Genomic DNA, 14,373 nt, shown 5'->3' on the forward strand with positions numbered 1-14,373 from the left:
AGTTTTAAAATGTCACCTTTTTATTTATGTGACATATTATTAATTTCAAATCTAAACAAGTGGGCTTCGCCATTACTCTGTCTCATACAAATCCCCCATCCAGGAATACTATTCCCTATATTTCCATTTTCCAAATGAGGCCTATATAAACCAGGTGCCATTGGAATAGTAGTTAACTCTTCTGCAATAGGACTAAAATTTAAACCGTCTTTTGCCCAGTGAATGGATTTACTTAAAGATGCTAAAGAGGCTACTCCTCCATTTTGATTCCAAATCAACACTTCATGCCCTTTTTCTATTAAAGGATGATCGTATTTTTTAAAAGGTCCTTCTGGGTTCTCTGACATAGCTACACCCATTTGTGTATGTCTAGCACCTTTTGTACCGTGTTCTATACATCTGCCTTTATAATATAACCAGATTTTTCCATCTTTCACTAATAAACTTGCATCATCAACTCGGTAACTATCAAAATCTGAAGATACCTCACTGTGAGCTATCACAGGTTTATTGGAAACCCGTTTAAATGGTCCATCAGGACTATCTGCCACTGCTACACCAATGCCCGTAAAATCGGTAGTGCTATTACCTTCAAATTTCTTTTCTAAATTTCCAGGTGTAGGCTGTACTCCTGTATAATACAAATAATACTTACCATTATAAGCTAAAATATTTGGCGTAAAAACAGAATGATTATCAAAATCTCCTTCAGCACCCAAACCTAGTGCCATACCCTGCTCTTGCCATGTGTGTCCTTCATCTTCCGAAATAGCATACCAAATGGTTCCCCAATATCCAGACCTAATTGGCTTATCCATTCGTGTGTACCACACATAATATTTGTTTCCTACTTTAATAATATCGCTAGGATCCCTTCTGTTATAGATTGAATCTTTTCCTATTCCTGTAACTTCGGAATACGAGAAGCTTACCATCTCTCCCTTACTTTCGTTAGTTGAAACCTCTTGTACCGTTTTCGCTTTCTTGGAATGGTTATTGCCACAAGCTGTAAAAAGCGTTAAGACTATTAAAACAACCGACATGTAAGCGCACCCTTTTTTAAAATTGATTTTCATTTTTCTATTATATTTTAATATTGATTAATTCTCCCGATTTTATCGTTTTGCCCTTTATTTTTTGTGTTCCAACTCCAGTTAAAGTGAAATGTTCTAATTCCAACTCTCCCGAAAGCACCTTTAATTCAGCAACTTTATTTCCTACACTAATGGTACCATAGCTAAAGCCGTTACTCCAAAAATAAGTTCCAGGTTTTGAGGTAAAAGTCATCGATTTCTCAACCGCTGAATATTGGAACTCAGTAATTGCTAAAATACCCGCCCATGCCATCATACTTCTGGCATAATGATGACCAGCTTCAGCTTCATTAAACGGACTTCTTTTTTTGCCATCATAACGATCTCGAATATTTCGAATACACAACAAACCATCATCAGTTAAGCCTTCTTGCAACATTCCTACGGCTGCTGTATACTCAAAACCTGTCATCACCTCTGTAAAATATGGAAATGGTTTTTCGGGACGCTCTCCAGGATAGGCTGCCATTAATAATGCAGATTCATCACCTAAAGCATAGGATCGATGAAAATTGGCATGCGAAACCATATTCTCTACATAATTATATTTCATTATCGATTCTAATGTTTTCTTGATATTTTCCTTGTTAGCTAAATAGCCCAAACCTACAATATGTGAAAACACTTGTCCAACCAACTGATCAACCAACACTCCTTTACCCAACTGAAAATCAGGCGACGTAAAATCAATTGCATTTTTAACGTCTGCTGCACCAATGAGTGATTCAGCAACGTTATCTTCTGACATTGGTGGTTGAATGTGATGTTCGTAATATTCTCCGTTGAACAAATTTTCATCCATCCATTTTGAACCTTCTTCAAACAAATTAAGGCAAGTTTTTGCAAACTTTTTCTCTCCTAAATAATTCGCCATTTCCGCTGAAGCTTTTAAAGCTCCCAAATACCAAAATCCCATTTGAGGATTTGGACCAAAATACTCCACATCCATAGTGTTATGTTGTGAACCTTCCATAACACCATTCTTATCAGCATCCCACCCCCCTGGAATCCAACAAAATTCCAATGCTTTTTTAACCTTTGGCCAATGTGCTTTTAAAAAGGCATCGTCTCCAGACAATTGCCAATCTCGATAAAACTTCATAATACTTCCCATTTGCCCATCAGCAGCAGCTTTTCCCCATTTTTGACCTTCCTCTAAAGGCAAATACACTCTAAAGCTCATCAACCCTTCATCGTCAGTAGCATAACCAAATTCTACATCACGCATGGTTTTTGCTAATTCACCAAACATAAAGGCCGTAGACTGTTCATAATTCCAAACATGCGTACATGAACCAAAACAAGAACCATAGGTATCAAAAAGTCCCTCCCAACCTAATAAATGTCCGCTTTTAATTCTAAAAGCCAATTGTGTGCGTAAGTGTGCCAAATTGAACAGGGCTGATTCTTTAACTTCACTAGGGAAATCACTTTCAATTAATGCACTAACAAAAGTTTGGGTTTCAGTCTCCAATTCTTTTAACCGTGGTAAGGTTTTAGAAATCACATCCCAAGAATCAGAGTATTTTGTAGTATAATAATTTCCTACCGTAGTTTTAATTAACTTTTGAAACCCTGGTTTATCCCATGTTTGCCGATTAGGAAAATGCCAACTAATTAAAAATCGAAAGTTTTTTTCCTCTCCAGGTTTTAAAATATTTTTTACAGCTATAGAGCCAATTGGTGCATTAGCATTCTTATTTTCTCTCTTTTCTAGTATCCCATCATTACTAAAGTCATCCCAAAAGTCCAATCGTTTTTTATCCCATCGACTTTTCATTTCTTGCCATGACGTACGGTAGCTTGTCTCACCGTCATTTAATGATACAAAACTCATAGTACCCCATTGTTCACTTTGGGAATCAACCCCTTCTGTTGTATAATGAATCCCCTTCACACCTTGTGATTCACGAATGGTATTCATATTTTTTATGGTTTGTCCTCGTGTACCATCAAAACCTATAAAATTTTGAATACTTCCTGCTATAGAAATGGTAATTTCCTTATCACTTATATTTTTTACCTTATAATTTAAAATAGTTATAGGAATACTACTATCATCTACATTTCCCGGAATCAAGGGGTTATAAGCTTCTACAACAACTTCAACAGGTAAATCATCATCACTTAAAAATACTTGACCAAAAGGATAAGCCGTTTTAAAAGAAGCTTTACCAAAACGAGGCAAGCCGTGTTGATTTGAAGTAGCCCCCCACGGGCCTTCATACGTAGATTCATCTGGGGGGCCTTCTAATAATCTTGTTTCTTTTTGTCCTTCTCCATCCTCAACATAAATAGCAAAAAAAGGTCCTTTTTCCTTTACAGGCCCTCTATTTTCTATAGTTGGATTAAAGCCTTTGGCTGGACGATTCATAATTTCCCAATCTTCCAATGAGCCTCGTCCTGTAAGCGAAATAGTCCCCGTACCAATACCTCCAATTGGCATTTTTATTTTTTGAATATGAGCTTGATCGTACGTTTTTAATACTGGCCAGTCTGTGCTTTTCGATTGTGCAGATAACAGGCATGATATCATTAAGAAAACAGCACTTATCTTGTATATTTTCATTATTGTTAGTTTAATTCTTTTGTTATTATTTCAGCCATTAAAGCCGCACCTTCTTCTGCTGGGTGTACACCATCAGGCACTAAGTTTCCTTTACCTAAAAAAGACTCGTACAAATTAATTATTGGTAAATTATTTTCTCTTGCTAAAGATTTTATAATTGGTATCACCTCATGTTTTACCACATCGCCATCAATTGAAAACTGACTGTGTTCAAACACCGGTACAGGTAAGCATAAATAAATTTTGGGCTTTGGTGTGATGGTTTGAAAAGTGTCAATTAAACTCTGATAATTTTCTTTAAACCCAGTGGCATTCCAGTTTTTTGGTTTGGAGTCATTGGTTCCCAATTTTATAGTGATAATATCTGGTTGAACAGCAAAAACATTTGAAAATTCTTTACAATTCCAATAAGGTAAATTACTTTTTTTTAAGGCTGTAGCACCGCTTCTCCCCAAATTAACCACTACATAATCTGCTCCTAACAGATTGTCAATAACTTTAGGATATGCGGTTGCACTTTCCTTTTTATGTCTGGCTCCTGCGGTAATACTATCGCCTACACATGCCATTACGGTTGGTTTCGACGTACATGAACTTAAAAATAAAACGACTATAGCAAAACCAGATAGTGTATTTCTCATATTACTTCTTTTTATTTTTACGCTTTCTTTCAAGTATTCTTTTATGAATCCACCCTAATTCAGGATAAGGTCCAATTTCTGCTCTATAGCTAATTAATATTTCGTGTAACTCCTTTTGAATTTTTAGATGTTGTCCGTAAACATTTGTTGTTTGAGAAGGGTCATCTTTTAAATTATACAATTGTGCTGATGGTGCATCTTTTTTTATTTCACCATTTAGGACGTCACTATTTATTTGTCCCGTAAGTTTGGTGGATGCTGCTCCTCCTAAAGTATGGTCTCCAATATTTTTCCCTTGAAACCCTCCTGAATCTTGCGCTGGGATATAAACCCAATCTCCTTTTCTAACAGTAAGATGTTCTGGAACATTTGGAGAAATAATCAAAAGGTCACGTAAAGGGTTTGTAGCCTCTCCCAAAAATTCTGGTAATTGGTTAATTCCATCTGGACACTCATTTTTCCTCAATTTTTTATCAACAATAGTTGAAAAAGTAGGTAAGAGATCTATTTGACTAATTAAATGGTCTGATTTACTGTTCGCAGGAATTTTATCTGGCCATCTGGCTATAAAAGGCACACGATGCCCGCCTTCCCATGCGCCAAATTTAAATCCTAATAATTCTCCATTTATTTTATGACCAGCTTTAATGGCATCTTGACCACCAAAGTTAAGCATACCTCCATTATCACTAGTAAAAATCACTAAAGTATTGTCTGCAACACCCAAATCTTTGAGTGTTTTCATAACCTCACCAACCATCCAATCCAATTCGTGTATAAAATCGCCATAAAGCCCTGCTTTACTTGTTCCCTTAAACTGGGGAGCCGGAGTAAACGGGTGATGGATATTGGTAGTTGCCAAATATAGGAAGAATGGATGTTCTTTATTCTTTGAATAGGTGTTTTTCATCCATTCTATGGCTTTGTTTTTTAGAGTTGTTCCTACTTTTTCATCTTGATACAGCAAATGGGCTTTTTCTGCCCCTCCAATAGCCGTATACCCTCCTTTTGCTGGCCATTGTTGGGTCACTGATTTTTTACCCAAAACAAAAGGATCTGCAGGGTCATAACCAACCACCCCATGATTTTCTACATAAACATATGGCGGCCCACTATTTACCATAGGAATACCATAAAAATAATCAAAGCCCAACTCTAAAGGTCCCGGTTTCAGATCAGCGTTATAATCTGGTTTATCGGTTCCCAGACCGAGATGCCATTTACCAATACAAGCCGTTGCATACCCTGATTCTTTAAGTACACTCGCAATAGTTACTTTTGTTGTATCAACCGTTAACCCTTGGTCTAAACCTCCAATAGCTCCCCAATAGTTTCTACGCAAAGGATACTGACCAGTAATTAAACCATAACGAGAAGCAGAACACACGGCTGAAGGTGAGTGCGCATCGGTAAACATCCGACCTTCTACGGCTAATTGGTCGATATTTGGCGTATTTACCAAGGTAGCCCCATAACAACTCAGGTCTCCGTAGCCTAAATCGTCTGCATTAATTAAAACAATATTAGGTAACTTTTCAGTTAAATTATTTTCTTCTATTACATTGTCCTTTTTAGTTTGGTTACAACTTACCAGTTGTGTCACGGCAATAACAATAATAATTTTTAGCTTGATCTTCATGTTTAGTTGTATTATTTGATTCTACAACACTTTAACTAATCTTTCCAATTGTAAGTTTCACCTGCTTTAAGTGTTATTTCTTGACTTAACTTCCCATTCACCTGTAAACGGAAACTACCATCCATTGTTGCTTTAATAACTGCAGTGGTTAGGCTACCTTTATCCCAATACAAATCCAACTCAAATCCACCACGTGAGCGTAATCCTGTAATACTTCCTTTTGGCCAAGCAGCTGGAAGCGCAGGTAACAAATTAATTTTACCATCATGGCTTTGCATCAGCATTTCGGTAATACCTGAAACCAATCCAAAATTTCCATCAATTTGAAAAGGTGGATGAACATCTAAAAGATTGGGTAATGTAGATTTTTGTTGTAATGCTATAATATTTTCATGTGCTTTTTCAGGTTTTAATAGACGTGCCCAAAAATTAATAATCCAAGCACGACTCCATCCAGTATGTCCACCGCCATTAGCAAGACGGTGCTCGATAGTTTTCTTAGCAGCTTCAAATAATTCTGGGGTATTTTCTTTTGAAATCTGATTAGAAGGATGCAAAGCATATAAATGTGAAATATGGCGATGTCCTGGATCGCGTTCCTCAAACTCCTCCATCCACTCCATCAAACGTCCATCACTACCTATCTGTAAAGGTTGAATTTGTGTTATCTGACTTTTTAATATTTCTCTAAATGTTTCATCAACTCCCAAAATTTCAGCAGATTTTATACAATTACGATATAATTCCAGTATAATAGATCGATCCATTGTGGATCCCATAGATACGGTAGCTACTTCACCATCATTTGTTATAAAATCATTTTCAGGTGATACTGAAGGAGACGTCACCAAATACCCAGTTTTGGGATCGGTAATCATAAAGTCTACAAAAAACTCTGCAGCTTCTTTCATAATTGGGTATGCGTGTTCTGCTAAGTATTTTTTGTCTTTGGTGTATTCATAATGGGTGAACAGATGCTGACAACTCCACGCAGCACCCATAGGCCACATACCATATCGTGCTCTTCCAAATGCAGCCGTCATATACCAAGCATCACTGGTATGATGGGCCACAAAACCACGACTGCCATAAGTTTCACGTGCAGTAATTCTACCCATTTCACGTAATTTGCCTATAAATTCTAAAAAGGGTTCATGACATTCAGCGAGATTAGTCATTTCTGCCATCCAATAATTCATTTGAATATTGATATTAATATGATAATCGGCATTCCATGGTGGTTTAAAGCCATTTACCCAAATTCCTTGTAAGTTAGCTGGCATAGTTCCTGGTCTTGAACTACTAATCAGCAAGTATCTTCCATATTGATAATGCAATTGGGTAAGGTAATTATCAACTGAGCCTTGTTTTACTTGTTGTAAACGTTTATCAGTAGGTAAATCTTCACCATCTTCTTCAGAAATTTTAAAATCTAATCTTTTAAAAAGTGAACGATAATCATGGATGTGTGTTTGATACAAGTTTTCATAATCTTTATTCAATAACTTTTCAAGATTTGCTTCTGTAAGTTGTTTAGGATCTTTACCATGGTAGTCACTTGCAGCTACAATCCGAACAATTAATTCATCTGCATCCGAAATTACTATTTTACCATCTTTAACTTCTGAGACACCTCCTTTTACTTCAAAATGAATCGTGGATTGAAACTTTACTCCTAAACCATCACCCACATGTTCTGAAAAATGAATACTATTTTTACTAAGCTGAATCTGTGTATTATCCGTACGTTTTATATAGGCTGACAAATTAATGGACTTGTTTTGATCCGCCGAATATTTTATAAGCATTGCTTTATCTGGATAGCTTGAAAAACTTTCTCTTTTAAATGTAATTCCATCTTTTTCAAAATAGGTAGTTTGCAAAGCTTTATTTAAATCTAATTCACGTCTAAAATTAGTAATACTATCAAAACCTGTTCGTTCTACAAAGAAATTAGCCAGCATTTGGTTGGTCATTGTTCCCGTAGGAAAACGTTCGGTTAAAAGATTTTCTGTAAGATAAGTTTCCGCTTCAACAAATTTCCTATCAAAAATTAATTGTTGAATTTTTTTAAGGACTTCAGGTCCTGCTTTTTTATCACGATTATAAAGTTTTTCTCCAGTCCAAATGGTTTCTTCGTTTAAACAGATAATTTCTTTTGAAGGAGTTCCATACAGCATCGCACCAAGACTTCCATTTCCAATGGGCAGTCCTTCATTCCATTTTTGGGTAGGCTGTTCAAACCAAATTTTTAACGCTTGTTCTTTTCTTTCTTGGTCTTGTTTTTTTTGTTCTGAATTTAAACATGACACAAAAAAAATCATCGTAAATACTGCTAATAAAGTCTTGTAAATCGGCATATTGTTTTTATTTATTTTAAATTTCGTCTTATTTAATCTTGTTTATGTCCTTTAAATCCAACTGATGAATCTAAAACTTTGCCACTTTTAGGAGGTCTATGAGCCTCCTTAGCATAACTCAATATTTTTTTTAGAATTTCGGGATGCTCATCTGCCAAATTATGTTGTTCTTCAATATCCGCACTCAAATCATACAATTCATAATCTGTTTGTTTATTAGGCTTTATAGCTTTCCAATCTCCCATTCTAATTGCACGACTCTTGGGATCCTCCCAATACAAATAATCATGCTGTTTTTGATGCTGATTTGATTTTTCTCCCAATAATGTAGGCATGATAGAAATTCCATCGGTTGACTCAGGAGCTACAGTTCCAGCAATATCAGCAAGGGTAGGCATGATATCTGGGAAATACCCTAAATAGTTAGAAACACTTCCTGCTTCTATTTTTCCAGGCCAATATGCTATAAAAGGGATTCTAAGACCCCCTTCATAAAAATTCCCTTTCCCGCCTCTAAAGCGCTTACCTGTTTTAGGGTCTAAATTTGGGGCAAAAAAACCATGTGGATGCTTTTCATTTTCAAAATACGGTTGACCACCATTATCACCTGACACAAAAACTATGGTGTTATCCGCAATACCTAATTCTTCAAGCAAAGCTACAATCTCACCTATTTGTCTGTCCACCATTTCTACCATAGCGGCGTACATCTGTGCATCATATTTTCCTTTTTGGTTAGTTGCATCCCATGGCTCATCTTTATACTTTTGCCATTCAGGCTCCTCCTCTGGCATAGCCCAATATCCATGTGGGGGTGTCCAAGCCATATAAGCAAAAAACGGCTCATCTTTTTTAGCACGAATGAATTCTAACCCCTTGTCGTGAATTAAATGATGTGAAAAAATTTCTCCACTTAAATAATCACCTGTATTACCTTCTAAAGGCACTTTTTTACTATTATGCACCAAATATTTAGGATAGTAGGTATGCGCATGCACTTGATGATAATATCCAAAAAAGGTATCAAAACCTTGTTTTTCTGGAACACCCGTTGTTCCTACGTCACCCAATCCCCATTTACCAAACCCACCAGTAGCATATCCGGCATCACTAAGTACTTTGGCTATGGTAATATCATCTGCTGCCAAACCTATTCCTCCGCTATTAGATCTTACTGTGGTATGCCCTGTATGTTGCCCTGTAATTATGGTACTTCTTGTAGGCGCACAAACATTTCCACCAGCTAAAAATTGCGTGAAACGCATACCATCTGAAGCCAATTTATCAATATTCGGAGTATCTAAAATAGGATGCCCCATTCCAGAAGATTCATAATAACCCCATTCATCCATCATAATGTAAACAATATTAGGTTTATCCACCTTATTGGGCTTAGAACTACAGCTTGTCATTGTTAATACAATTAATGATACTAATGAGTAAAACATATATTTTTTATTCATTTCAAGTTTAGTTTTAATTTTTATTCATTTTTCCAAACAACTGTTTCCCCGTTGTTTATAGAAAATAATTTACTCAGTTTTCCTTCCAAATAAACTCTAAAATCTCCACTTGTATTGGCATGTATTTTTGCCTCAACTAGTTTTCCTTTTTCCCAAATAATATCCACTTCAAAACCACCACGAGCACGTAACCCTTTTATAGTTCCTGTTGACCATGCTGAAGGTAAAGCTGGTAAAAGATGTAAAATATAAGAGGCATTGGCTAAGTTTTCATCAGGAACTACAGGAACAAAATGATTAGATTGTTTTGTGTCTTTTTTATAAGCAACAAATGCGGCATTTTCAATACTATTTGAAGAGTTATCAATACTTCTCAAATGACTTTGTAATAACATCTCACAAACACTGGCAGTACCTCCAAAATTTCCATCAATTTGAAACGGAGGATGAAAATCAAATAAATTTGGATATGCTCTTTCAGATGTTAAAAATTGATAAAATTGGTGTGCCTTATCCCCATTATGTAGTCGTGCCCAAAAGTTGGCTTTCCATGCGGTACTCCAACCCGTTGAAATATCTCCACGATGTTTCATAGTAACCAATGCTGCCTCTGTAATCTCTTTAGTTATAAGTGGAGAAAAATCACGTCCAGGATGCAAAGCTATTAAATGAGAAATGTGACGATGTTGGTCTGTAGGGCTGTCCCAATCTTCTGGCCATTCTTGTAATTGTCCATATTGTCCAATTTTTTGAGGTGTTAGTTTTGGAATGATATTCTGTAACTGTTTTACAAAAGATTCATCACGTTTTAAAACCGTTGCCGCCTCTATACAATCAGTAAATAAATTTAATGCCAATTGCTGTTCAAATGATGCACCATATGCTTGTTTGTTTAATTTACCATATTTATCTGTTAAATAAGCATTTTCTGGAGACCATGTTGGATACACAAGTAGCGAACCATCTTTCCAAGGTGCCAAAAATGCCATATAAAATTCCGCAGCCCCTTTTAAAATAGGATAAATTTCTTCAAGATATTTTTTATCTTTATTAAACGCGTAATGCTCAAAAAGGTTTTGGCAAAGCCATGCTCCCGATTGTTGCATACGTCTACCATGTGTATTGGGTGCAGTAAATCCAAATACATTCCCATTGAGCCCCATACTCCAGCCTTTCCCAATCCCGAAAGATTCCTGCGCCACAAATTTGCCTGATTCTGCAACCATTTTCATGTACTCTATATAAGGTCTAAAAGACTCCGGAAGATTTGCCGTTTCTACCATCCAATAATTCATAGCTAAATTAATATCGGTATGATAGTCACTATTCCAAGCAGGTTTCAAGTTTCCATTCCATAACCCTTGTAAATTTGAAGGAACTGGAGCAGTCCTTGAACTACTTATTTGCAAATAGCGTGAGTAGTTAAAATAGAGGTTTTCCAATTCAAGGCTAGGTCCTCTTTTAACTAATTCATCAGTTGTTAATTCTGAAGGTTCAAAATTTAGTTTTAATTGACACCTATCCATTAACTCAGAAACATCCTGTTCATGTGACTTTTTAAGATTGTTATAGCCTATATTAAGAGCCTTATTCAGCATATTTTGACTATCTAACTGAAAATCACGTCCTTTAAAAGACGGATAAACAGGCAAATAATCTGTATAAGCTGTCAAATATATTTTAACGTCTGTAGCATCCTCTACCAATACTGAACCATCTTCTTGTGGAATTAACTTCGCATTTCCTGCATCAATGTGAACTAACTGCTGAAATTCAATATCATCTTGTACCATTGAAACTTTTCCAGTTAATACAATGGTATTTCCTTGAAACTTCACACTATTTTTTTTATGTAAAGTTCCTACCTTAATTTTAAGATTCATTTTAGAATTTTGAGCTGTATATCGCGCGGCAAATACATCATTTGGATGACTACAGAAATATTCTCTTTTAAAATGAGTATCATTAATACTGTAACTTACTGTTCCTATTCCAGTACGGGCGTTCAAAGTTCGGGTGTAATCACTTACAACAGTGCTATCATGTCCGGTAAACACGTATAAATCTGTAAAAGGGGCATAATTCCCTAAAGGCTGATGGCTACTGAGGTATTTAGTTGACAGGGCTTCCATACTACCTTCTGAAGTGCCATATTTATCGTTTCGATAAGCTTCGCGTACTTTTTGGAAGTTTTTATATGCTCCAACACGCGTTCCAGATTGTTCCACTTCACTTAATCCTCTTTTGCTATTCATCCACAGGGTGATATCGTTTAGCATGATATGTTCTTCTTCAATGCCTCCAGAAAACATAGCTCCCAATCGACCGTTACCCAATGGTAGAGCTTCCTGCATATAACCAGGCTTATTGTAATCTTGTCTTTGCTCGGTGGTAAATTTACTGGCAGGTTTATCATACGTCAGCAAAAACTGCGCAGAACATTTTGCGGAGATTACAAAAATCAATAATACACTTACAATATGTTTTATCATGTCTTTTTAGCTATTGATTTTTTTTAATAATTGTGTAGTTTCTGTCGCTATTAGGCTTCATTAACTCACCTCTCCATAAACCATTTTCTAATTTTTTGAATTCAAAGTTTTCTGAATATGGCACTTTTTTATTTGTCCAAATTAATAATGCCCCATCTTCCACCATTTGAATTTTCACAGACTTATCATCTATTTCCAATATTTCAAAAGTTGCAGCAGAAAGGTATTTATCTGGTCTTCCAATGACAGACCAACCATGTTGTATTGGATTCAACAATACCAACCGCTCTTTTCTAGATTCCAAATTAAACTGATAATTATCTTTTAGAATTTGAGCTGAACCTTTATAATAATCATAAAGTAAAATACCTTCTTCTGGAACTTCCCACAGGCCCTGATAAGGTTGTGTCATACCACCCGCATATGGATAATCTTTTAAAGAAATTTGGGCAGACACCTCTTTATCATCTTGATTCATGTTCACAGCCATAATAGCTGCTGCCTTGTTTTTTAATGGTGCAATGACTCTAAAAGCCTCTCCATTTCGGTAAGGGTCTTGCATTAAACTTTCGGGCAACGGAACAGCAGGTGCCAAAGTTCCTAAAATACGTCCATCGGCATAAGTCAATGGTTTTAAGACGGTATCGTCAATCTGTTCTGGCACATCCGATAAATAGATAGGACCTCCGGACATGGCTCTGGCTACGGCCATTAATTGAGCGGTTTCCTCAAAATTAGCAAAGAACATATCTTGGTCCAACCAGTGCGTATGCCCTAACCAAAAAGCGTTGGCAAAATTTTGTACTAAGGTCACGTCCAACCGGTCCTTAGTAGTTTTATAATCTACACTTCCGCGGATAATAGCACTATACCTATGATTAAAAACATTAAAGTTTTGTTGGGCAATACAATTTAACAACATCAAATCTTTGTCTTTACAATTTTCTTCTAAAGCAATATTATTGTAATGCACGCCCAAAATAGCATTACTTGCTCCTGAATTATTGCGAAAATTATCCGATTGAAAATCAACTTTAATGATATCAAAACCATTGTCTTTGGTATTTTTTGTCATTTCATGGAAAAACGCATTGGCAGATTCTTCTGAAATTTTCGGCATTAAAATGTTTTTTTTACCACTCGGATTACGTTCTACCAAATGTCCTTCCAAACTCGCCATGCTATGCTTTGGTGACACAGCACCAAAATAGCCATTGAAATTTCTCCAAATACCCATCCATTTTATTTTATCATCTTTCTGACTGGTGATAGGCTCCCAACCATTTGGAAATTTAGCCTTATCTACACCAAAAGATAACAATTGTCCTTTTTCATGATCTAAATACCCATCATCAATCAGCATCCATCTAAAAGGAATTGTACTCTCTTTCATGCCTTTTAAAGCATCCAAAATAATATCCTCAGTGATGTTATGTTTATAATGTTCCCAAGAACACCAACCCAAGTATTTGTAAGCTTCAGGATATTCTTTATCAGATCTCCAATTGATATTTTCTTTAACACTATCGGTATTCATCGCTTGCTCCCAAGCCATTTTAGCAGCTTCGTACGGATTTTTAGACTCCCCATAACTCATTAAAGGCACCGCTACATTTTCAGTACCTGTTCCATAAGTGGCAACCGTTAAATAAGCCGTTTTATTACGAATAGAAAAGGTATTACCGATACGGTTTGAAACCAAAGGTAAAAGTGCTAAATAGTCGCCGTTATCTTTTTGAAGCATCATAAAAGCTCCTAAATTTATATGACTGTCCATTCTTGGCTTTTGGTACTTGTAACCGTCTAATTCAGAAATATCATTAAACCAAAGCGGTTCCACTCGATTCCCTGCAGCCAGTTTTTTAGAAAATGGCCGATAGTAAATGCCTTTTTTGTACTTAGGTAATTCTAATTTAATTTCAGATATAATCCCTAAAGAATCTGGTGTCAATTCTTGTTTCTGAACAGAAACTACTCCATTCCCATTAAAGGATGATACATTTAAGGATTGTGGGATCACTTCCAATGGCGCATCTTGCTTCTTTGCCTTGGATTGTTCCGAACATGACAACACACAAGATATTCCTAAAATAAAAAGAAATGCTTTATTCATTA

General features: G+C 36.1%; 8 protein-coding genes. All 8 read right to left on the reverse strand.

Features of this window, described 5'->3' with window-relative positions; all coding sequences use genetic code 11:
* Positions 1 to 20: 20 nt before the first annotated feature.
* From APS56_RS09740 to APS56_RS09775, 8 genes are read right to left on the reverse strand one after another with little or no spacing between them, the layout of a single operon-like run.
* Positions 21 to 1,076: a family 43 glycosylhydrolase gene (locus APS56_RS09740; RefSeq protein WP_082379315.1), complete on the reverse strand. Its 1,056-nt coding sequence runs from the start codon at positions 1,074 to 1,076 to the stop codon at positions 21 to 23.
* 7 nt (positions 1,077 to 1,083) lie between these two features.
* Positions 1,084 to 3,663, reverse strand: a complete 2,580-nt coding sequence (locus APS56_RS09745; protein WP_054727600.1) for a GH116 family glycosyl-hydrolase — start codon at positions 3,661 to 3,663, stop codon at positions 1,084 to 1,086.
* A 5-nt stretch (positions 3,664 to 3,668) separates the two neighbouring features.
* Positions 3,669 to 4,304, reverse strand: a complete 636-nt coding sequence (locus APS56_RS09750) for a GDSL-type esterase/lipase family protein (RefSeq protein WP_157757645.1) — start codon at positions 4,302 to 4,304, stop codon at positions 3,669 to 3,671.
* A 1-nt stretch (position 4,305) separates the two neighbouring features.
* Positions 4,306 to 5,943 carry a sulfatase family protein gene (locus tag APS56_RS09755; RefSeq protein WP_082379317.1) on the reverse strand — a complete coding sequence of 546 codons (1,638 nt, stop codon included), beginning with the start codon at positions 5,941 to 5,943 and terminating at the stop codon, positions 4,306 to 4,308.
* 35 nt (positions 5,944 to 5,978) lie between these two features.
* A complete protein-coding gene (locus tag APS56_RS09760) occupies positions 5,979 to 8,303 on the reverse strand; it encodes a glycoside hydrolase family 95 protein (RefSeq protein WP_054727605.1) in 2,325 nt (774 codons plus the stop codon).
* 32 nt (positions 8,304 to 8,335) lie between these two features.
* A complete protein-coding gene (locus APS56_RS09765) occupies positions 8,336 to 9,766 on the reverse strand; it encodes an arylsulfatase (protein WP_211259718.1) in 1,431 nt (476 codons plus the stop codon).
* A 20-nt stretch (positions 9,767 to 9,786) separates the two neighbouring features.
* Positions 9,787 to 12,258, reverse strand: coding sequence for a glycoside hydrolase family 95 protein (locus APS56_RS09770; protein WP_054727607.1), 2,472 nt, complete (start codon positions 12,256 to 12,258; stop codon positions 9,787 to 9,789).
* Between the two features lie 10 nt (positions 12,259 to 12,268).
* Positions 12,269 to 14,371, reverse strand: coding sequence for a Sip1-related alpha-galactosidase (locus tag APS56_RS09775; protein WP_054727608.1), 2,103 nt, complete (start codon positions 14,369 to 14,371; stop codon positions 12,269 to 12,271).
* Between the last annotated feature and the right edge of the window lie 2 nt (positions 14,372 to 14,373).

The organism is Pseudalgibacter alginicilyticus, assembly GCF_001310225.1.
Taxonomy (GTDB): Bacteria; Bacteroidota; Bacteroidia; order Flavobacteriales; family Flavobacteriaceae; genus Pseudalgibacter; species Pseudalgibacter alginicilyticus.